At 39.5% G+C, this 22,051-nt stretch carries 21 protein-coding genes; 10 read left to right on the top strand and 11 right to left on the bottom strand.

The window, feature by feature from the left end:
* Positions 1-2: 2 nt before the first annotated feature.
* The 6 genes from ACS5PU_RS14625 (at position 3) to ACS5PU_RS14650 (ending at position 5,628) form a co-directional block, all read left to right on the top strand.
* Positions 3-563 carry a Crp/Fnr family transcriptional regulator gene (locus tag ACS5PU_RS14625; protein WP_439459895.1) on the top strand — a complete coding sequence of 187 codons (561 nt, stop codon included), beginning with the start codon at positions 3-5 and terminating at the stop codon, positions 561-563.
* Between the two features lie 65 nt (positions 564-628).
* Entirely contained in the window at positions 629-1,207 is a 579-nt protein-coding gene (locus tag ACS5PU_RS14630; protein ID WP_439459896.1) for an NAD(P)H-dependent oxidoreductase, read from the top strand.
* Between the two features lie 97 nt (positions 1,208-1,304).
* Positions 1,305-2,231 (top strand): lysophospholipid acyltransferase family protein, encoded by a 927-nt coding sequence (locus ACS5PU_RS14635; RefSeq protein WP_439459897.1) that lies wholly within the window; start codon positions 1,305-1,307, stop codon positions 2,229-2,231.
* Positions 2,232-2,316: 85 nt separating this feature from the next.
* Positions 2,317-3,234: a lysophospholipid acyltransferase family protein gene (locus ACS5PU_RS14640; RefSeq protein WP_439459898.1), complete on the top strand. Its 918-nt coding sequence runs from the start codon at positions 2,317-2,319 to the stop codon at positions 3,232-3,234.
* Positions 3,235-3,275: 41 nt separating this feature from the next.
* Positions 3,276-4,466, top strand: coding sequence for a serine hydrolase domain-containing protein (locus tag ACS5PU_RS14645; RefSeq protein WP_439459899.1), 1,191 nt, complete (start codon positions 3,276-3,278; stop codon positions 4,464-4,466).
* Positions 4,467-4,584: 118 nt separating this feature from the next.
* On the top strand, positions 4,585-5,628 hold the full coding sequence (locus ACS5PU_RS14650; RefSeq protein WP_439459900.1) for a hypothetical protein: 1,044 nt from the start codon (positions 4,585-4,587) through the stop codon (positions 5,626-5,628).
* Between the two features lie 162 nt (positions 5,629-5,790).
* Here ACS5PU_RS14650 and ACS5PU_RS14655 read toward each other — a convergent pair whose 3' ends face one another.
* From ACS5PU_RS14655 to ACS5PU_RS14670, 4 genes are all read right to left on the bottom strand, one after another.
* Positions 5,791-6,351, bottom strand: coding sequence for a type 1 glutamine amidotransferase domain-containing protein (locus tag ACS5PU_RS14655; protein WP_439459901.1), 561 nt, complete (start codon positions 6,349-6,351; stop codon positions 5,791-5,793).
* A 219-nt stretch (positions 6,352-6,570) separates the two neighbouring features.
* Entirely contained in the window at positions 6,571-7,317 is a 747-nt protein-coding gene (locus ACS5PU_RS14660) for a glycosyltransferase family 2 protein (protein WP_439459902.1), read from the bottom strand.
* A gap of 3 nt (positions 7,318-7,320) precedes the next feature.
* Positions 7,321-8,466: a PDDEXK nuclease domain-containing protein gene (locus ACS5PU_RS14665; protein ID WP_439459903.1), complete on the bottom strand. Its 1,146-nt coding sequence runs from the start codon at positions 8,464-8,466 to the stop codon at positions 7,321-7,323.
* A 109-nt stretch (positions 8,467-8,575) separates the two neighbouring features.
* Positions 8,576-9,856, bottom strand: coding sequence for a glycosyltransferase family 4 protein (locus ACS5PU_RS14670; protein ID WP_439459904.1), 1,281 nt, complete (start codon positions 9,854-9,856; stop codon positions 8,576-8,578).
* Between the two features lie 145 nt (positions 9,857-10,001).
* Here ACS5PU_RS14670 and ACS5PU_RS14675 point away from each other — a divergent pair, with 145 nt between their 5' ends.
* The 3 genes from ACS5PU_RS14675 to ACS5PU_RS14685 all read left to right on the top strand — a co-directional run bounded on the left by ACS5PU_RS14675 (position 10,002) and on the right by ACS5PU_RS14685 (position 15,858).
* On the top strand, positions 10,002-13,199 hold the full coding sequence (locus ACS5PU_RS14675; protein ID WP_439459905.1) for a S41 family peptidase: 3,198 nt from the start codon (positions 10,002-10,004) through the stop codon (positions 13,197-13,199).
* A gap of 381 nt (positions 13,200-13,580) precedes the next feature.
* Complete coding sequence (locus ACS5PU_RS14680; protein ID WP_439459906.1) at positions 13,581-14,330, top strand: class I SAM-dependent methyltransferase; 750 nt, start codon at positions 13,581-13,583, stop codon at positions 14,328-14,330.
* Between the two features lie 7 nt (positions 14,331-14,337).
* Positions 14,338-15,858, top strand: a complete 1,521-nt coding sequence (locus tag ACS5PU_RS14685) for a rhomboid family intramembrane serine protease (RefSeq protein ID WP_439459907.1) — start codon at positions 14,338-14,340, stop codon at positions 15,856-15,858.
* Here ACS5PU_RS14685 and ACS5PU_RS14690 read toward each other — a convergent pair whose 3' ends face one another.
* Complete coding sequence (locus ACS5PU_RS14690) at positions 15,859-17,310, bottom strand: alpha-L-fucosidase (RefSeq protein WP_439459908.1); 1,452 nt, start codon at positions 17,308-17,310, stop codon at positions 15,859-15,861.
* Between the two features lie 164 nt (positions 17,311-17,474).
* Here ACS5PU_RS14690 and ACS5PU_RS14695 point away from each other — a divergent pair, with 164 nt between their 5' ends.
* Complete coding sequence (locus ACS5PU_RS14695; RefSeq protein WP_439459909.1) at positions 17,475-18,152, top strand: hypothetical protein; 678 nt, start codon at positions 17,475-17,477, stop codon at positions 18,150-18,152.
* A gap of 356 nt (positions 18,153-18,508) precedes the next feature.
* On the opposite strand, the gene ACS5PU_RS14700 is transcribed toward ACS5PU_RS14695, so the two are convergent.
* The 6 genes from ACS5PU_RS14700 to ACS5PU_RS14725 form a co-directional block, all read right to left on the bottom strand.
* Entirely contained in the window at positions 18,509-19,279 is a 771-nt protein-coding gene (locus ACS5PU_RS14700) for a ThuA domain-containing protein (protein WP_439459910.1), read from the bottom strand.
* A 34-nt stretch (positions 19,280-19,313) separates the two neighbouring features.
* Positions 19,314-19,748 carry a low molecular weight protein-tyrosine-phosphatase gene (locus ACS5PU_RS14705; protein ID WP_439459911.1) on the bottom strand — a complete coding sequence of 145 codons (435 nt, stop codon included), beginning with the start codon at positions 19,746-19,748 and terminating at the stop codon, positions 19,314-19,316.
* A 2-nt stretch (positions 19,749-19,750) separates the two neighbouring features.
* The gene (locus ACS5PU_RS14710; protein WP_439459912.1) at positions 19,751-20,197 is read right to left on the bottom strand and encodes a hypothetical protein; all 447 of its coding nucleotides are present in this window, start codon (positions 20,195-20,197) and stop codon (positions 19,751-19,753) included.
* Between the two features lie 105 nt (positions 20,198-20,302).
* Positions 20,303-21,109 carry a S1/P1 nuclease gene (locus tag ACS5PU_RS14715; protein ID WP_439459913.1) on the bottom strand — a complete coding sequence of 269 codons (807 nt, stop codon included), beginning with the start codon at positions 21,107-21,109 and terminating at the stop codon, positions 20,303-20,305.
* A gap of 1 nt (position 21,110) precedes the next feature.
* On the bottom strand, positions 21,111-21,626 hold the full coding sequence (locus ACS5PU_RS14720) for a fumarate hydratase (protein ID WP_439459914.1): 516 nt from the start codon (positions 21,624-21,626) through the stop codon (positions 21,111-21,113).
* Positions 21,627-21,633: 7 nt separating this feature from the next.
* A complete protein-coding gene (locus ACS5PU_RS14725; RefSeq protein WP_439459915.1) occupies positions 21,634-21,984 on the bottom strand; it encodes a hypothetical protein in 351 nt (116 codons plus the stop codon).
* Positions 21,985-22,051: the final 67 nt, after the last annotated feature.

Genomic DNA, 22,051 nt, shown 5'->3' on the forward strand with positions numbered 1-22,051 from the left:
CCATGCAAGCCTACCTTCAATCATTTAATATTCTTTCAGCTGATGAAATAGAGATATTTGTGAAAAATGCTAGACCGAGGCTATTAAAAAAGGGAGAATTCTTTATCACGGAAAATCAGATCTGTAAAGAGGTTGCTTTTATAAAATCAGGTATCCTGCGTTCTTATTATACGTCGGCCAGCGCAGAAGAATACACCTATTGCCTCACCTTTCCGAACCAGTTTATGACCGCCTATTCTTCACTGATTACAGGTGGCCCAACTGTCGAAAATATTCAGGCCATGAGCGATGTAGATTTATTGATTGTTGGAAAAGAAGTGATTGACGATTTGGCCGCATCAAGCATAAATGGATTAAGGCTATTAAAAACCATTGCCGAGCAACAGTACCTTCACCTGGAGAAACGGGTTTTTATGTATCAAAAAGATGCCGCCAAAGAAAGATACCTGGAGCTTTTTAAAAGCCATCCCGATTATATTAAACAAATTCCGGTAAAATACCTGGCTTCTTTTCTGGCCATAACTCCAAGGCATTTAAGCCGGCTGCGGAGAGATATTATTTAAGAGACATTTGTCTGCCCGTTTGATAAAAGATCAAGCCTAGTTTTGTGGTGTAATTAACAAGCAACATGAAAAACATCTTGATTATTAATGGTCATCCCAATAAAAACAGTCTTAATTTTGCGTTGGCTGCAGCTTATCGTAATGGAGCAAAAGAAAGTGGCGCAAACGTTTCGCTGATCCACATTGCCGATTTAACCTTCAATCCGAACTTGCAGTTTGGTTACCAGCAGCGCATGGAATTAGAGCCTGATCTGCTATCTAGCTTAGCACAAATTAAGGCCGCCGATCATCTGGTTTGGGTTCATCCTGTTTGGTGGGGCGGTATGCCTGCCATAATGAAAGGATTTATCGACCGGCTTTTTCTGCCCGGCATTGCCTTCCAATATCGCGAAAATAGCATTTGGTGGGATAAACTGCTGAAAGGCAAAACGGCAAGGATTATCACCACATTAGATCAACCGGCATGGTATTACCGTCTGTTTTTCGGACGGCCAAGCATCAACCAATTAAAGAAAAGTGTTTTGCAGTTTTGCGGCGTAGATCCTGTTAAAGTTACCTATGTGGGCATTGTTAAAAAATCTACCGATTTACAGCGGTTAAAATGGGTAGCGCGGGTCCATCAACTCGGAAAGAAACTGGCTTAGCGAGCCGATGAATAGAAATGAAAAATTAACAATTAGATGGCACTTAATTTTGGTTTCAACCATAATTTTGTAAACCAAGCAACCATTTTGTATATAGATGATTAACAGAGCATTATCGTATGTAGGTATATTGTTGTTAAATATACTTTCTCTTTTGCCACTATTTGTTTTATACAGATTGGCCGATGCCTTTTATGTGCTGATATTTTACGTTTTTGGTTACCGGAGGAAAGTTGTTACAGAAAACCTGGTTAATGCTTTTCCCGAAAAAAATACTGCCGAAATTAAATCCATTGAAAAAAAGTTCTATAAATTTTTAGCCTCACTTTTTATCGAAGTAATTAAGATGAAAAGCATTTCTAAAAAGGAACTGAATAAAAGGGTAAAGTTCAAAAATGTTGATTTAGTTGAAGCCTATTTAAAAGATAATGAAAGTGTGCTTTTCTGCTCCTCGCACTATGGAAATTACGAATGGGTTTGCATGGCCATTGGCTTAAATTTTTCAGGCCAGCATTATCCCATCTACAAACCTTTAAGCAGCGAAGCTTTTGATGAATGGTTTCTGAACATGAGAAGCAGATTTGGCAACCATATGGTTTCTATGCGTCAAACGCTAAGGTCTATTCAGGCAACCAAAAACCAGGCTACCATGTTTACCTTTGGCAGCGACCAAGCACCATCAAAAGATGAATCCAATTATTGGACCACCTTTTTAAATCAAGAAAGCTCTATTCAGCTTGGGGTAGAAAAGATTGCCAGAAAAACAAACCGTCCTGTTTTTTACCTAAAAATCAATTACCTAAAAAGAGGTTACTACGAAGTAGATTGTGTGCCCATCTGTTTAAATCCGGCAGAAACAGCTGAATTTGAAATTACCGAGATGCACACCCGCTTTTTAGAAGACATGATCAGGGAAGTGCCTCCATATTGGTTATGGAGCCATCGGAGATGGAAATATAAACCAGAAAATACTGCAGCTAAAAAGGTTTCGAACGATCAGAATATGATGGATACCATGGCCTGATTATTGGGTCTAAAATTAAAATCTAACATTTTTATGGCATATTTTTTTTAAGCGCTTTTTATTTTAGCACTTAAACTAATCTGGTATGATTAAAAAGGGGATTTCCCATGTGGGAGTATTTTTTTTAGGCGTATTGTCTTGGCTTCCGTTATCGGTTTTGTACCTGCTGGCCGATGGAACTTATCTGCTTCTGTATTACGTTTTTACTTACCGCAGAAAAGTGGTTAGGGAAAATCTGTTAAATGCACTGCCCGATAAAAGTATGGCCGAAATACTAACTATCGAAAAACGTTATTACCGTTACCTGGCCTCCCTAATCTTTGAAGTTATTAAAATGAATACGATTTCGAAAGCAGAAATTGAGCGGCGTTTTATTTTTAAGAACAAGGAAGCGGTATTGGCCTATTTAAACCGCGGACAAAGCGTACTTATCTGTTCTGCACATTATGGTAATTGGGAGTGGGGAACGCTAGGCATTGGACTCAATTTTCCGGCAGATCATTATCCCATTTACAAGCCTTTAAGCAATCCAGTTTTTGACAACTGGCTCAAACAAGTGCGTAGCAGGTTTGGAAACAGATTAATTGCCATGCGCCAAACCATGCGGGCGCTACAGGCAAGTAAAGGCACGCCTAGCATGTTCAGCTTTGGTAATGATCAGGCACCTTCAAAAGACGAATCGCACTATTGGACCACTTTTTTGCACCAGCCAAGTTCTGTACAGCTGGGGATTGAAAAAATAGCCAAGAAAACCGGACAGCCCATATTTTACTTTAAGATTTCTGTTCCTAAACGAGGTTTTTACGAAGTTGATTGTGTGCCGCTGTGCCTCAATCCTGCTGATACCGAGCCATTTGAAATTACCGAACTGCATACGCGGTTTCTGGAAAAAATTATTCGGGCAAAACCAGAATATTGGCTTTGGAGCCATAGGAGGTGGAAATTCAAACCCAAAGAAGTACAGATGGAAATAAAAACTAACACACATCTAAAGCAGGCTTAATTTTTTAAATATTTTATATTTGTTGGCATAACGCACCACCGATGAAAATCTTTAAAAAAACACTCTTAATTTTAATTTATTGCTTTTTCTTTTCCTTGCTGGCCTTGTTTCTGTGGAAGCCGTATCTTTTGAATGTATTAAAATATAGAACTCCCCGGGCCGGTACCTATAAAATATTTCCGCAGGAAGTTGCGCACAAAAGCAGTTCGGCCTTTCATTTCGCCAGAAACGGAGTACAAAGAAATGATTTGGATACCCTGCATGTTCTGGATGGAAACAACCAGTCTATTACTTTGAAAGATTACCTGAAAAACGGCGAAATTAATGCGTTTTTGGTCATCAGAAATGATAGTGTTTTATATGAACGATATGCCCATGGATATAGTGATAGTACTTTAACAAGCGTATTTTCTGGTGCAAAAAGCATCATTTCTATTTTGATTGGCCAGGCTATAGGCGAGGGGAGCATAAAAAGTTTAAATGATAAGGTAACGCAGTACATTCCAGAGTTAAAGGCGAACCCGGCATTTGAAAACATTACCCTAAAAAATCTTTTGGATATGAAATCTGGTCTCGAATTTAATGATGCTTTAGGCGGGGTAATAAAAGCATTTTTTTCTGACGAAGCCAAATACTATTATACGGATGATATGCAGGCCCAATTACTGAAAGTAAAATTGGTCAATCAGCCGGGCACAGTTTGGCAGTATAAAAGTATTGATCCAATTTTACTGGGCTGGGTTTTGAAAAAGGCAACAGGAAAATCGGTGGCACAGTATTTTGAAACGCATCTGTGGCAGCAAATCGGTACCCAATATAATGCTACATGGGGTTTAGATCAAACAAATGGACTTACCAATACAGCCAGCCGTTTTCAGGTAACCGCAATTGATTTTGCCAAAATAGGCCGCTTGTATTTAAATAAGGGGATGTATGAAGGGAAACAGGTTGTGCCTGAAAATTGGGTAAATCAATTGCTAAATATTGGGGCTGAAAAACCTGCTTCAGCCAAAGGATGGCAAAAATCTGCCCATCATTACCTCTGGTGGATACCACAAGAAGGGGATAAAGGCGATTATGCCGCAGAAGGTATGTTAGGGCAACGGTTATATGTCGATCCTAAAACCAACACAATTATTGTGCAGTTTGCGGCCCGAGGCGCTGGTAATTATCCGTACCGTAAAATCAGTAGGTATTTAAGTGGCCTGCCGTTTAGTTACCCGAAGTCTTAACCGCAAAGTTCGCCAAGGAAAAGCTGCGCAAAGAACGCTACGATTTTTTCTTAGCTTTCTTCGCGTAAAACTTAGCGGCCTTTGCTGTTAAATTTTTAAAACTGTACATTGCCGCTGCATGGAAAATAACGACGTAAAAATTTCTAAAAAGAAACCGATTTTCCCGGTAACACCTGCCCTGCAAAAATATTTGCGCACCTATCAGCGCGAAGCAAAACTTCCCATTTCTTATCAAGACCTGATGCAGTTTAACGAAGCTTTTCCATTGATGGATAAGTTTGGCAAGGATTCTTTATGGGAAGGACCGATTTATGCGCAGGATTTAATAGAAAACCTCCACAATGGTTTAAAGGAGATTTATGCCAACCTAAAAGCATCCGGAAACCTGCGTATAGTTGAGCACAAGTACATTGATAAAATTGAGTATTGTACTTTTGGCAATACCCACCCATTCCGCATCAGGATTGTAAACCGTTTAAACGATGTTTACGATTATTTTTATATTAAAAAGGCTGATGCTTCCCGCATTTATGGCCTGGAAATGGAAGAAATACTATCGCCAAACCAGGTAAACTATCTGGTTGATGGCGATACTTTGGTTGAAGAGCATATTGCCGGCATTCCGGGCGATGTTTTTACAAAAGGGCAGTTGTATACACCCGAATTTAACCCTACACGTATTGCGAAAGAGTTTGTTAAGTTTAATGAACGCTGTTTAATTATGCTGCTCGGCGATATGCGGGCTTATAATTTTGTGGTTCAGATTACGCCAGATTTTGACGATATCCAGTTCCGTATCAGGGCAATTGATTTTGATCAGCAGTTTTACGAAGGCAACCTGAAGGTTTATCTGCCTCAGTTTTTTAAAGAGAACCTGCCCTATGTAAAAATGAGCATGGAGCAATTGACAGATAAAACGGTGCTTCAATATCAACAGGAAGAAAGATCATCTATTGTACACCGCGTGCGGAGCGAGCGCCACCGTTTAACCGATCTCCGCGATGTATCCAATAAAGAAGAGTTAACTACGCCCCAAAATATTGCCATGCTGAAGCAGGGGATGAGCGAGTATTTTAAAGATCCGAATTATTTAAGATGTAATACGATGACCGATATTATTGAGTTGAACATTAAAAATATCATCAGGCAGGTTAAGTTGTAAGTGGTGTTGGGGTCTGGTGGTGTTGGACGCTGCCATCCGACACAGCAAAAAAACGTTCGGTAAGACGGTAACGGCTGATAGCACAAAAATTAGCACAAAACAAAAACGGCTGGCAAAGTACCAACCGCTTTTTGAGTGAATCTAGAAAGAGCGTCCAAAGTTTTAAGCGTGCTGCCCCTCATGGATACCTTCTGCAAATTCCTCTACAATTTTATCGTTAAAAGCGGGTAAATCTTTTGGTGTACGGCTGGTAACCAAACCTTGATCTACTACCACTTCTTCGTCTGACCATATTGCGCCTGCATTAATTAAATCCTGCGAAATGTTTTTTACAGAAGTTAATTTTCTGCCCTGAACTACATCTGCATTGATTAAAGTTTGCGGCCCGTGGCAAATAGCTGCTACAGGTTTTCCATCAGCAAAAAATGATTTTACAAAAGCGATGGCATCTTCATTTACCCTAAGCTGATCGGGATTGATAACGCCGCCTGGCAAAAGCAGGGCATTATAATCATCTGCGTTAGCCTCGGTAATGGTTTTATCTACATCTACTTCTATCGACCAGTGATCGTGATCCCAAGCCTTTATTTTGCCGCTTTTTGAAGAGATAATGTGAACGGTGGCTCCTTCCTCCTTTAACCTTTTTACCGGTTCGGTTAATTCTACTTCTTCAAATCCGCTTTCTGAAAGTACAGCAATAATGCGGTTACTTAATTGTCCCATAATCTTTTATTTTTAATAGGTGATATATTAAAGACAGTTGGGAAAAATTATTGTTTTCAGAAATTTAAGATTGCGATTACAATGGTTGATTTAAATGAGTGCTTGTCACGTTGAGCCTGTCGAAACGTTTCGATATCTATTTTAGATGAATCTTCAACAAATCCAGTACTTTTACAGATGCTGAAACAAGTTCAGCATGACGATGATGCAGTAAAACGACTAGTCATTAGTTCTGCGGTGCTTAACAAAGTACCAGGCTAAATTACCTGCAATAACAATATGGTTAAAAATGTTGGGGATTAAACCATAATACTTAGAGAAGATTTTGAAACGCTCTTTTAAGCTTTCGCGGTGTTTCTTCTTGCTCATGCCGCCAACCAGATATTTGGCAACATAGCGGTGAACATTAACAATGTTCGATGCTTTTTTTGCGGCTTTGATTATCCAATCTATATCTGAGCTATACTTATAGTTAAGATCGTAAGGGGTAATAATGCTGCGGCGGATATAGATGGCCTGATGGCTGATGTTCATGCCGTACTTAAAACTGGTCCAATCAAACTGTTCTGGGGCTTCGTGCCTTCTGCGGCCCAAATTTTCCCAGTTATCGTTGTACATTTCCGTTTCTCCGTAATAAATATCCGCACCGGGAGCTGAGGCAAAAACATCTTCCACGGTTTGTTCGTCATAAAGTTCGTCGCCAGAGTTCATAAATAAAACATAATCGCCTGTAGCCAATGCCAAACCTTTATTCATGGCATCATAAATGCCTTTGTCGGGTTCTGATACGATTTTGGAAATCTGATCTTTATAACGCTCAACAACCTGCAGCGTACCATCGGTTGATGCGCCGTCTATTACAATATATTCGATTTTTTTATAGGTCTGTTTAAGGATAGATAGAATGGTACGTTCGATATCGCGAACGTTATTGTATACAATGGTGATGATTGTTAATTTGGGCATGGGTTAATCCATTAATTTTTTAAAGGTTTCGGCATCGGGGATTAGACCTTTAAATGCTTTAGGTAATGTTGCACTGGTTTTGTAGGTAGAAACACCCATTGCTTTGTTAAAATCGCGGAATGAAAATTCTACAATCTTATTTTTCTTTTCTTTGCAAAGTATGATGCCGATTGATGGCTGCTCGTGTGGCTGCTTAACATATTCATCAAGAGCTGATAAATAGAAATTCATTTTACCCAGAAACTCGGGTTTGAATTTTCCGGTTTTCAGTTCGAAAACAACCAAACATTGCAAACGGCGGTTAAAAAATAAAAGGTCTAAAAAATATTCTTCATCTTCAACAATTAATCTATACTGGTTGCTGATAAAGGCAAAATCGGTCCCTAAAGACATTAAGAACTTTTTAATATTCTGTACGATGCCACTTTCCAAAACACGTTCATCCTGATCATCAGCATCTTCAATATTAATGAAATCCAATAGGTATTCATCCTTAAAAGATTGGAGGGCTTTATTCCTAATCTCTTCGTTCGAAATCGTTTTTAAAAAGTTGTTCGGTAAACTGCCTGTATTGCTAAATGATTTGTTTTTGAGTTGGTGTTTTAAGGTAGCTAAACTCCAGAATTCTGTTGCCGTTTTTTGGATGTAGTATATCTTTTCCTCTAAAGTTTCAGTAGCTTGGATTAGCTCTACATGATGTGAAAAGCTTAGTTTAAAAAAATGATTTTCAATTTGGGCCAACAGTGTTGGTCTAATTTTAATTATCTCATTGTCAGTGTGTTCTATTTGGTCCAACAGTGTTGGTCTAAATACAAGTTCTTCAATATCAATGATGGATAATTGTTGCTTAGTTGATGGTTTGGTTATAAAATATTGCTCCCACGATTCAAAAAAGAACCTCATTCTTTTTATGCCTGTTGCTGAAAATCCCCTTAAACCTGGTAACTCTAACTGTAAATCGGCAGACAGGTTATCGATAACCTTTGCCCCCCATTTCTCTTTCTTTGTTTTCTCTGAAATAAACTTGCCAACCTTAAAATATAACAGCAAAAGTTCTTTATTTACTAAAGTAGCAGCTTTATAGCGGCTCGATAAAATAGCCGATTTTAATGCCTTAATACTTTCAGAATAATTTGCGATGCTTTCCATTAAACAGTTTCAGTCGGTATAAATTTAATAAAGATTGACCAAATTTTTATTTGTTGAAAAGAAAATGAGATTTGTCCAACTAAACCCTGATTTTAACAGTAGAACGATTTTACTTCGGCTGCAGATCAATCAACGTTTCGTAGAGGTGGATGTGCTCTGCTGCAATAACTTCTTCCGAAAAATCGGTGAGGATGCTTAATCTGGCCGCTTTTTGTACCTCTTCTTTGTTGGGGCGGTGGTAAAGCCATTCAATGCCATTGGCAAGGTCTTCAGCATTCTGATATTCGGCCAGGTAGCCGTTTTGCATGTGTTTAACCATATCCGGAATGCCGCCAGTGGTAAATGCAACAACAGGTGTGGCGCAGGCCAGGCTTTCCATTACGGTATTCGGTAAGTTATCTTCTAAGGATGGGGTAATAAATGCATCGGCGGCCGAATAGCATTTGGCCAAATGGTCATCTTTGTTAATGGTGCCCAAAAAGGTTGTTTTAAAAGGAAATTCGGGCATTTCTGCATTTTCCTTGTTTCCGAAAATAACGAGTTCAATATTTTCTTTTTGAATACCGGCCCTACGCGATAAAATTTCCAAAGCCTCAATCAGGTAGGGGGTTCCTTTATGTTTGTCGTTTTTTGAGGGCATAAAACCACTCATCAGCACAAATTTATCCGGATTGATTTTTAAAATTTTCTTAGCCTCTGCCTTAACATAAGGCTTAAAAATTTTGGTTTCTATAGTATTTGGAATTACCGTGGTTTTTCGGGTACCCAATAAACTGCTGAATTTTACCGATGCTGCCATCCAGTTGCTTGGCGCAACAATATGGAAATTGAGTTCGGTGTAGGCTTTCTGTTTCCTAAGCCAGGTTTTGTGCGAAATGTCGTTTTTGCCACTGATTTTTAAAATCGGGCAATGGCCACACTGGTGATGAAAATTTTCGCAGCCATAGCGCACATGGCAGCCACCTGTAAAAGCATTGCTATCGTGAAAGGTCCACACAATCGGTTTTTCGAGCTCATCCAGCTGCGCTAAAAATTTAGGATTAAGAAAACCATGATTTACCCAATGCAAATGGATGATATCGGCATTTTTAACATCTGGATGGTTAATTACCGAACGGCCGAACCACTGTAAACTAAAAGGCGTTTTAACCGATCTGCTCAGCCATTTGGCATAATACCTTTCTGACATGATATTATAAACCGCTTTAGCTTTCTGTATTGGCGATTTACTGAAGGTATCTATTTTCGGGTTTTGCCCAAACTTATAATAAACCAATACCTTCGAATCTATGCCATTTGCTTTCAAAGCATCGCTCAAGCGTAAACAGGCACGCCCAGCGCCGCCATTTCCATCATAGGTATTTAAGTGTACTACTTTCAAATCAATCAAAAATACATTTTATTGTTTACGAATATAAAATCTGTTGCGTAATTTCATCCTAATATTTTTTATCGCTTTTTAATTGTAGAACAGAACTTTTTATAATTATTTATCCAAGCGAGTTTCAAGCATCCAAAGCCAAACAAAATAAACCATGATCAAAACCCTGTTGAAATCGCTTGCAACAATTGCCTGCCTGTTGCCAGTTTATTCATTTGCCCAAGGCCAAACCTATTTTGCAGCTTACCCTGCTTTAACGCCAGATGCGCAGACAATAGTATTCAGTTATGATGGTGATATTTGGAAAGTACCCGTAAAAGGCGGCGTAGCCGCTAGGGTTACAGCCATGCAGGGCGAAGAAATTAATCCGAAAATATCGCCTGATGGCAAATGGCTTGCTTTTTCATCTAACCAGTTCGGCAATTATGATGTTTATGTAATGCCTGTAAACGGCGGCGATATTAAACAGCTTACTTTTAACGATGCTGCTGATGAGGTAGACAATTGGAGCTGGGATTCGAAAACCATCTATTTTACCTCAGGAAGGTACAATTCTTTTTCTAGCTATAAAGTAAGTGTAAATGGAGGAACGGCCGTTCGCTTGTTCGATAATTATTTTAATACCACCCACCACATTGCCGAATCGCCATCGGGAGAACTGTTTTTTAACGATACCTGGGAGAGTATGCGTTTTGCCAACCGTAAGCATTACAAAGGGGCCTATAATCCTGATATTCAATCGTACAACCCAAAAACAAAAAGCTATAAAAGGTATACGGATTACATTGGCAAAGATTTTTGGACCAGTGTTGATCAAAAAGGGAATGTATTCTTCGTATCGGATGAGGGTAATGATGAATACAACCTCTACACATTTAATAACGGAAAGAAGACTGGTTTAACCAATTTCGATACCTCTATTAAACGTCCTTTTGTTGCAGCAAACGGAACTACCGTGGTATTTGAAAAAGATTATCAGCTGTATACCTACGATGTGGCCAGCAAGAAAACCGAAAAGGTAAATATCAATACTTCCAGAAACCAGGTGTTGAGTAAAGAACAGGAATACGATGTGCGTGGAAACATTTCTGCATTTGATGCTTCTACCGATGGCAAAAAGATTGCCTTCGTATCCCGTGGCGAAGTTTTTGTAAGTGATGCCGACGGAAAGTTTATCCGTAAAATTACCAATAGCGGCGAGCGTGCCTTAGAGTGTAAGTGGCTTGCCGATAATAAGACTATTCTATTTAGCCAAACGGCCAACGGATACCAAAATTGGTTTACCATTACCGGCGACGGAAAAGGAACTGTAAAACAGCTCACCAAGGATAAAGCCAATAACCGCGACATTACCCTGAATAAAACCAAAACCATGGGTGTTTATTTAAGCGGTAGAAACGAACTTAAATTATTGGATTTAAAAACCTTTGAAAGCAAAACCCTGGTAACCGACGAGTTTTGGGCGTTACAAAGTGCTGCACCAAGTTTTTCTCCAAATGATGAATATGTGCTTTTTACCGTTTACCGCAATTTTGAACAGGATATTGTGGTGCACAACATTAAAGGCAACAAAACCATTAATTTAACCAATACCGGAGTAACCGAAACCGGGCCAGCCTGGTCTCCAGATGGGAAATATATTTTCTTTACCAGTGCCCGTACCAAACCAGCTTATCCAACTGGCATGTCGAACGCCCATATTTACCGCATGGCTTTAAACAATTACGACGAACCTTACCGCTCTGATAAGTTTGATGATCTGTTTAAAGAAACCAAGCCTGCTCCAACTGATGTTAAGCCAGGTGTGCCTGATAACAAGAACGATAAAAAAACAAAGGCCGATACCGCCAAAAAGAAAACCGAAGTTAAACCAACACCCAAACCGGCCAATGTAATTACAATTAATACCCAGGATATTTTAGATCGGATAGAACTGGTTGGCCCTGCATTTGGCGGCCAATACGGAACCGATGCTTTTGCCAAGGGCGATAAAACCTATGTGTTTTATTCTTCTAACCATGAAGGTGGCGCTCCTGGGCTTTACCGAACAACCATTGAGCCATTTGAAGCCAATAAAACCGAAAAAGTGGCTGATGGTGGCGATTATGCTATCGTTCAGGCAGGCGATAAGTTTTTTGTGCTATCGCGCGGTGTAATCAATAAATATACTTTGGAAGCCAATAAGCTCGACAGGATTGACAACGGCTATAAATTTACCAGGAACCTCAATGCCGAATTTAACCAGATGTTTTACGAAACCTGGGTAGGTTTGGACGAGAATTTCTACGATGAAAAATTCCATGGTGTAGATTGGGATAAGATGAAGACCCGCTATGCGGCTTACCTTCCTTATGTAAACAACCGCAGCGATTTAAGAATTTTATTAAACGATATGCTGGGCGAGCTGAACTCATCGCACATGGGCTTTAACAGTGCCGGCGCCGAAGAACGTAAAAATTTAACCTACACCACCAACGAAACCGGAATTATTTTCGATAATGAAAATCCGTTAAAAGTAGAGCGGATTGCGGCTAAAAGTAATGCCGCCCGTACTGGCAATAATATTTTGCCCGGCGATATTTTAACCGAGGTTAATGGGGTAAAAGTTGACGAGAAAATAGACCGTGATTATTATTTCAGTAAACCCTCTTTAGACCGTGAAATGACCTTGACCTTTAACCGTGGAGGCAAACAGGTTTTTGTAAATGTGCATCCCGAAAGCTCTGGTACTTTAAGAGGAAACCTTTACGATGAGTGGATTACCAAAAACCATCAGAACGTAGATAAATGGAGCAATAACCGGATAGCTTACTCGTACATGAAGAATATGGGCACTGGCGAGCTAGAAACTTTCCTTTTGGATATGGTTGCCCAGGAAGAAAATAAAGAAGCTGTTATTTTAGATTTACGCTATAACACTGGCGGTAACGTGCATGATGATGTTTTAAAATTCCTTTCTCAGCGCCCATACCTGCAATGGAAATACCGCGGTGGCAAATTGGCCCCCCAAAGTAATTTTGGTCCTGCGGCGAAGCCTATTGTGCTGTTAATTAACGAGCAATCTTTAAGCGATGCAGAAATGACTGCAGCAGGTTTTAAACAGTTAAAACTGGGCAAAATAATCGGCACAGAAACTTATCGCTGGATTATTTTTACCTCTGCAAAAGGTCTGGTTGATGGATCATCTTACCGCTTACCATCTTGGGGATGTTATACCATGGATGGCAAAAACATAGAAAAAGAGGGTGTTAAACCAGATATTTTTGTGAAAAACACCTTCGAAGACCGCTTGGCAGATAAAGACCCTCAATTGGAAAAAGCTGTTGCCGAGATTTTGAAAGACCTGAAATAAGTTAATCGGTTATTTGTTTGAACTGGTTAACCGGGCACGCAAAATCTTCATTTCGACCATAGCGGAGAAATCTTTAGCCAGGCTAAAGGTTTCTCCGCTTTATAATTTAGCGCTTATTGAAAAACTGTTGAATTGCTAAATTGTGGCAACCGACAATAAAGTATTTGTGACTGCGATACCCACTTTAAATTGGCAATAAAGCAATTTAACAACAAAGCAAAGCGAAAGAGCTGTAGGTTTTGCTGCTCATTTCAATTAGCAATTTAACAATCCGCCAATGGAAATTTTTACAATTTAAACAGTTAACCAATTTAAACAATTAACCACTATAGGCAGTTAATCAAATTTTTCCGTTTCTTTGGGGTTTGAATGATTTAAAATATGGCAAATTTATTAACCGACAGGGCTTTTTGGGTAAATTATTGGGAAAGTAAAAAAGGACTTGCGGTTCAGCTACCATCAAACTATTTGTTTCATCGTCAACTGGCCGATGTTATCCAGCAAAATCAGGTAAAAACTGCTATCGAACTGGGTGGTTTTCCGGGTTATTACGCCGTATTTCTTAAAAAATATTTCAAACTGGATGTTACGCTTTTAGATTATTTTGTTCACCCGCCGGTTGTAAACGAACTTTTGGAGAAGAATGGTTTAACAGCGCAGGATATTCACATCATTGAAACAGATCTTTTTAATTATAGTCCCGAAAAACAGTACGACCTGGTTTTAAGCTGCGGTTTAATTGAACATTTTAACGATACCGCCGATATTATCAACCGCCATATTGCTTTTGTAAAACCAGGGGGAACATTGTTTATTACCCTGCCAAATTTTAAGGCTGTTAACGGTTGGTTTCAAAAGAATTTTGATAAAGAAAATTACGACAAGCACAATATCGACAGCATGGATCCAGCCCTGCTAAAATCTATCTGCGAGCAGGCAGGTTTAAAAGATGTTAAGGCCGGTTACTTTGGGCGTTTCAGTGTTTGGTTGGAAAATGAAGATCAAAAATCGGCAGGTGTGCGCCTGTTTAAAAAAGCAGTGTGGTTAACCGGAAAAATATTTACCAAGATTATCCCTTTCGAGAGCAAAAATTTATCACCATATATTATCTTAGCTGCGAAAAAAATCTAAACGCGCTATGTCAATCAGTTGGGGTTACTCGCCCAAAATTGAAAAGTATATTCCCTTGGCCGATTTCCCGGCCGATAAGTATTTAATTATTGCCCGCCAGGTTATCGAAAACCTGGGCTGGAAGCTCAGCCACATTTCCGAAACCGGAATAATTGCCTATACGCCCATATCTTTTCAATCTTATACCGAAGAAATTTCCATCCGCATACAGGCTAATTTTGCCGTTGTAAAAAGCGAGTGTGTAGGGATACAGATGTGGTTTAACGATTATGGCAAAAACGATTTAAACCTCGAGAAATTCTTTCACGAATTTGAGTACGTTCAGTATCATTTACAGGATATCTGGGATGAACGCCTGGCCGAATTTCATGCACTGATCAATACGCAGGATGACACTTATTTTGATAAAGCGCCCTTAACGGCTAAAAATAAAATCAAGAATGTACTGTATCTCTTTTTTCCGCAAAAAGGATATCTGGTTACACCCATATTATTGATTTTAAATGTGCTGTATTTTGGGTTTACATTGTTGTTTGTTACCGTTGTATTTAAACTAAGGACAGAAGATTCACTTATCACCGAAGTAATTACCAACGCCTATTTAAATTTGGGCGCAAATAGCAGGGAGCTGGTTTTAGAAGGACAGTTTTGGCGCTTAATTACGCACCAGTTTGTACATTTAGGGCTATCGCATGTGTTTTTTAACATGTATGCACTGGTTTATATCGGTTTAATGGTTGAACATAAACTTGGCTCGGTTAAATTTTTAACCACCTACCTGCTGAGTGGCATATGTGGAGGATTGATCAGTATCGTCTTTCATAAATTCGGCTTTATGGCTGGGGCATCAGGTGCAATTATGGGGATTTTTGGTGCTTTTATGGCCTTAATCCTAAGTAAAGCTTTCGAAAAAAATGCAAACAAAGCGCTTTTGATCAGCACCATTTTGGTAACCGCCATTATGCTTTTAAATGGCATAAACAGTAAAGTTGATAATAGTGCACATATTGGTGGACTCGTATCGGGTTTTATCATCTGCTATATACTTTTTAACGAAAAACTGTTTAAATGGCAGGTAACAAGAAACTGGCAGTATGGTTTAACGGGTATTTTGGTGGTAGCCTTTTCGGCCGGAGTATTGATTTTAACCCCCAACTATCAAAACAGAAAATTTTATAAACTGCAGTTCGGTTTTGAGCAAAACTCATTTGATTTTAATAAAGTTTATTCTATCCCCTACGATCTTTCCAAAGCAGAAAAATTAAAGGTGATTGAAGAATATGGCATACAGCTTTGGCAAAGAAATAAAAAGATTGTGGCTGAGATGAAAAAACTCAGGCTGGAAGGAAAAGAAAACTATAGAAGAGATTTTGATGGCAAAATAACAGATCTGGCCATCAAAATCTCTGCACTTTTACACAAAGAATACCTCGAAGGAACTTCAAAATACCGTGATGAGATAGAGCAGCTTACGGATGAAATTAACATCATCCGCGGCGAAGCTGGTTCTAGTGAGTATAAGTGGTAATTAGTTTGTTTTTTTATAAAGCCCAATTTCGCTCAAAGTAATACAAACCGGCGATTGGGTAATGCTGATTTTTACTTTATTGGTGGTAACAGGCGCATCTAGCTTAATTAGCCTTTTGGCGCCGATGCTCGTTCCATCATAAACTTTTTTCCAGGTGTTGTTTTCAAAAACTTCAATGGTATAGGTTTCAACCCTTTGTCCCAATGGGATGTATTCCTGTAAACTTATAATATCAAAGGTTTTTGCCGCAGCCAAGCTGATCGTAATTGTGGCCTCGTGAACATCGTCCTGTGTAGCCCAATAAGTGTTTTTATTATTATCGAGCAGGGTATTGGCACTGTATTTTGCGCCCCTGGTATTGCTTACTTTTAACTTGGCATTTTTAGCTAAATTATTGGTAAAGGTGTGCTTAACCATGTCGCCAAAAGTTTTTAGGGCGGCAACATCATCAGCGTGGAGCTGTCCGCTTTTATCGGGTGCTAAACCAAGGTCTAAACCAGCGCCACGGCCAACACTTTTTAAATAAAGATCGAATAAAGTTTCGGGTGTTTTAGGCTTTTCTGTTGGGTGGTAAAACCAGCCTTTTCTTAAGGGCACATCGCACTCGGCAGGCATCCAGAATTTGCCATTTCTAATTCCCTCTGGGCTTTGCGGATAATTGGCCTGACCTGGAACGGCTACATTTTTTCCATCAGGAGCCATTGGCGTAAAGGTAGCCCAGCTGGTTTCGGCAGCGTGCCCGTCTTCATTACCCACCCAACGGATATCAAGTCCAATATCGCTAAAGATGTTGGCCATCGGTTGTATTTTGCGCGTAATGCCCCAGGTATTGTTCCAATCGTAATAAGTGGTATTGTCGATCGAGCGTTTTTCTTTTGCACCACCATAATAGCCGTCACCGCCGTTTGCACCATCGTGCCAGCTCATAAAAAGCTGACCATAATTGCTGTACAGTTCTTTCAACTGTGCCTGGTAAATGGCCAGGTACTTATCTGTTCCGTAAAGAGCATTGTTTCTGTCCCATGGCGAGCAGTAGACGCCAAATTTCAAACCATTCTTACGAACTGCTTGCTCTACTTCCTTAACCAGATTACCTTTTCCGCTTCTGAAAGGGCTTTTGCTGATATTGTAGCTGGTTGTTTTGGTTGGCCACAGAGCAAAGCCATCATGGTGTTTAGCAACCAGGATAATTCCCCTCAGTCCTCCCGCTTTGGCCGCTTTTACAATTTGATCTGCATTGAAAGCAGTAGGGTTAAAAGTTTTGGGGTCGGCATCACCAAAGCCCCACTCTTTGTTTTCGAATGTAGTTGGCGTAAAATGGATTAAGCCATATACCTCTATATCGTGCCAGGCAAGCTGTCGTTTAGTGGGTAGCGCACCATAAGGTTTGGGCGGTGTTTGGGCATAAACTGCCGTGGTAATCAATAAAAAAAGAATCAATAAAGGTCTCATAATCATTATAGCTTAGATAACCCTAAAGTACAAATAATTACGATTGCTAAGCCAAGAGTTAATCAATATTTAACTTGTTGGGTATATAGGAGCCAAATTATTTTTACATCTTGATCGTTACATGCACAAGGCAAACTTTTAATTTTATGTAGCGTTTACCTACTATGATTGCGATTATCCAAACTCCTCCAGATGGCGGTACTGTATATGCCGAAACCAACCTTCGCCAGTTTTTTCCTGAGCCCTTTAATACCCTAACCAGCTGCTTTTTTCTAGCCATTGCAGTGTATTGGACGATTAAGCTTTGGGGAAATTTTAAACAGCATCAGTTTTTGAGTATTGCGCTGGTACTGCTTTATATCGGGGGGATTGGCGGAACAACCTATCACGGTTTAAGGCGCTGGCCAATATTTATCATGATGGATTGGATGCCCATTATGCTGCTTTGCCTATCGGCTGGAGTGTATTTTTTATCCAAGTTAACCAAGTGGTATTTTGCCGTTTTAATTGTTGGGGTTTATGCTTTTTTCCAGTTTTATGTAAGGAAGCTTTTTAGCCATGGCGATTTTCAGATTTTTATTAATATCAATTACGCATTTATGGCGGCCCTGGTGCTGTTCCCCGTATTTGGCTATTTGGTTAAAACAAACTGGAGGAATGGCAAATGGGTTGGCTTTGCATTGATTGCTTTTATATTTGCCCTAACGTTCCGGATTGCAGATAAATGGGAAATATTGAGTATCGGTACCCATTTTCTGTGGCATACTTTTGGAGCCGTTGCCTCATCCTGTATGCTCAATTACATTTATTTGGTTAACCTCAAAAAAATAAACCTTAGTTAAGAAAATATTTAAATTCTTAGCTGCCAGTCTTTGGAATAATTTATCGCATAAGAATCAACAAGGGTGATAGCCATTCTGAGGTTGCGCTTTTAAGCCTATATGTTCTTAAATGTCGCATAGGGCCAAAAAAAATAATTTCCAGTTCTTGCATGGGCGTCATTATAAACGTAGTATAACGAAGTCGAAAACCATTTTGTGCTCAGTAAATTAGCGTTGTAAATTGCTTTAAGATTCCCGCTTGCGCCAGAATGACGCCAGATTTCAAAATCTTTTATTGGTAGTCCTTTCTGCCACTGTTCTATCAACAAAAAAAACGCCTGCTAATTTGAATAAACAGGCGCTTTTTTTTTTTTGGTTTAAAGCAATTTAGAAGTTGCTTTGCTATAATCCAATTTCTTTTGTTTGCCAATGGCGTAGCTTATGCCTCCCCAAAGGTGGTTTAAGAATTTATCCTCTGCCCAGGTTTCTTTGGTATGCCCCATAGACGTATAAAAAGCCCTGCCGCCATCAAAACTGTGGTACCAGCTAAAAGGGTGGAAGCTTCCGTTTTTACCGCCACTGTACGATTTCTCGTCGATAGTGATCAGCACTTTTATATCGGGATTAATATTTTTAAAATTATACAGTTCATCTTTATGCATCCAAACAGAATCGGTTAAGAACTTCGTAGCAGGGTGGTTTTTATCCTTAATTACAAACCTTGCTTCTTGTACGGCCGGATGACTGGTAAAATATGCGCCTGCAAGTTTTCCATACCAAGGCCAATCGTATTCTGTATCGGTTGCGGCGTGTACACCTACATAACCACCGCCAGCTTGGATATAGCGCTCAAATGCTGATTGCTGTGCATCATTTAAAACATCGCCTGTTGTACTTAAAAAAACAACTGTAGCATATTTTTTTAGGTTATCTTCTGTAAAAAGATCTGCATTTTCGGTGGTATCTACCTCAAAATTATGGGCTAAGCCCAGCTTTTGTATGGCTGCTTTGCCAACCTCTATTGAGTTGTGCCTAAAACCTTTTGTTTTCGAAAACACTAAAATTTTAGCGGGTTTCTTAACTGCGGTAAAACTTTGGAATAAAATAATGGATACTGTTAATAAGCACAATGACAGGTACTTTTTCATATTTGATCTGGCTAGTAATTGATATGTGCTAAATTTAAGAAAGTTGTTTGATAATTTCCATACATCTTTCTTCCACCTGCTGGCAAACAGGCTTAAACAGGGCATTATCCCAATATGGGTCTGTAACTTCGTCGTTATCCAAAAAAAGTTTAACCTTTTTACGCTCGGCATCGGTATTGGCCAAGGCTTGAACATCCTTTAAGTTATTCTTGTCCATGACCAAAATCAGGTCGTATTGGGCAAACATGCTGTGGTTAAACTGCTGAGCACGCTGTTTGCTGATATCGTAGCCCATTGCCCTGGCAGCCGCAATACTTCTAAGGTCGGGCGCTTTTCCGATGTGCCAGTTTCCCGTACCAGCCGAAGCAATTTCCCAGTTCAGTTTTTGTTGATCGGATAAATGCCGCATAATACCTTCGGCCAATGGCGAACGGCAGATATTGCCCAGGCAAACCATTAAAATTTTCAATGCTATTTAGTTTTTGCTGTAAATATATACGTTACTGTAAAAGTAGTTCCATTTTGTTCGAAAATATATTTATCGATAATATTTTTACCTTCTAATTTAGCTACCCGGGCATTAGTGCTAAAGCCATCGTTCAGTGTTATTTCATTTCCCTTCTTTGTCCATTTGGCATTTTGATAAGAAATCATATCACATAAAGGGCCGTTAGAGGTGATGGTAAAAGTGCCGTTTTCTAAAAAGTTAAGTGTGTAATTATTGTTTAAGCAGGCAGATGGACCAGCGAGGGTCATGAAATTGGTTACCGCTTTACCCTCTACCTGCAGGGCCGGACTTACCGTAGCCGATTGTAGTGCCCAGCTGTATCGGGTTATTTCGACAGTGTTTTCTGCATCATTTTTCTTTTTGCAGCCTAAAGCCAGACATAAGGTTACCATTAAGAGTAGTTTTTTCATCGCGTTTTTAGTTTTTTATTGTAAAACGATCGGCAGCCCCGATACGCTACAAAAAAAGCGCTGATCTAATTAAAGATCAGCGCTTTTACATCGAATATTTTAAAACTACCCGTAAATATCGTTTAACATTTTGGCCAAGCGTACGCCACCTTTTAAAAGCTGATCGTTTAGCGTGCCGATCCAATCAAAATTGTAGCGGTAACTTAATTTGGCATCAGGCTTGGTAGTATCGTAAATTTTGTTGCAAACACCGTACGATTCGTAAATACAATCTTTTAAGCTGGTATTTTGCCAGTTGTAAAGCTGAACGGCCGAAGGGTGGTTAATGGCCTTTGCATATTCGGTATAACTTAATTGCTGGTAATCGATCAACTGCTCATCCCAAACCCTGTGGATGTTCGATTTTTCATTGAACCACAATACCGAAACGCGGTTGCCACCTAAATCTTCTTTACGGGCAACATGCATGGGCTGACATAAATCGCCGGCCAAATGAACAAGCATGCGCAGGGCCAGTTTCTTTTCGGCTGCTGTACTGTTTGTTTTCTTTAAAATGGCAATTAAATCAGGGATCTTGGAATACAAGCTTATCGATTTGTCCGTTTCAAGGAAATTATAAACCCCATCCTTATTTAAACCTGCCGGAAGATTAACAAAATGCCAGTTATACATGTAATTGTAGGTAGAATCTGACTTGATAAAATCGCCCCAGTTGGCACACATGGCCAAAGATTCTGAACCTAAAATGCCCTGGATGGCTTTACGGGTTTTGGCTTTTAAATAGCTGTCGGCAATTTCGCCTACCACGCGATGGCCGATCATGCCCCATGCATTTACCTGAACGGGCGCATAAGCCAGCAATCCGATAACCAATGCTGTGGTTACCTTTTTTTTAATTGATGTTAAAATCATTTTATAATTCTTTTTGTATGCAGGTAATTTTTTCTTTGAGTGTTAATTTAATTTCACGCTGATCGTTTAAGCTTTCCAATAGCAAGCTATCTGCAGATCGTTTTTTGATCAGGAAATTTTTCTCGTACCGGCCAATGCGGTAACAGCCTGATATTTTTTGTTTGTAATTGGCATGCGTAAAGGTAGCACCAACAATCAAAGTATCGCCCCTAACGGTATAAACACCTTTGGCATATTCTTTCCATATGCCATTATTATAGCAGGAGTCTTCGTAAAAATTAACCTTGCTGTGCGTAACCAGATCGATGTATACCGAATCGCAGGTAAATTTAAAGTGATGCTGGGTATAATTGCTTAACCTATTGCTAAACGCAACCGAATCTTCGTTCCATACCCCCTGCATAAAATCTTCGCCTTTGCCCTGTATATTTGGACGTGGGCTGCATGCCACATGCAAAATAGTTAATGTGGAAAGGATGATGTAGAAAACCTTTAAGCCGGGATGCAGTTTGTTCATTATAATGTTAATCGATGCTTTTAGGGAACTGATCGTTAATGGCTGCTTGCTTTTTTAGGGTATTGATAATCAGGATTAAAAATCCAGCTGCAAAACTAACGCCGGCCATAAAACTAACAATACCTATTAAGGTGTAATATTGTGAAATATCAGTATATTCCATGTGTTTGCCGGTAAGTAAGAATGGCATTAAAACACTGTAAAACAAGGTTACCAGCAAACCAACGCCCGAACCGATAGCCATCAAAATGGCTTCGAAAACAGGTTTTTTGGTTAAAAAATAACAGCAGGTTCCAAATACGATACAGGGTGAAATGATGGATACTAAGCTGAGCAGTGAAGAAAGTATGGATGTCATTTTTCCTGTTGTTTAATTAACAATATTGAATTAGTACTGTAATCTTGAATTTGAAAAAACCTATCGT

This window comes from Pedobacter sp. GSP4 (assembly GCF_051857575.1).
GTDB lineage: Bacteria > Bacteroidota > Bacteroidia > Sphingobacteriales > Sphingobacteriaceae > Pedobacter.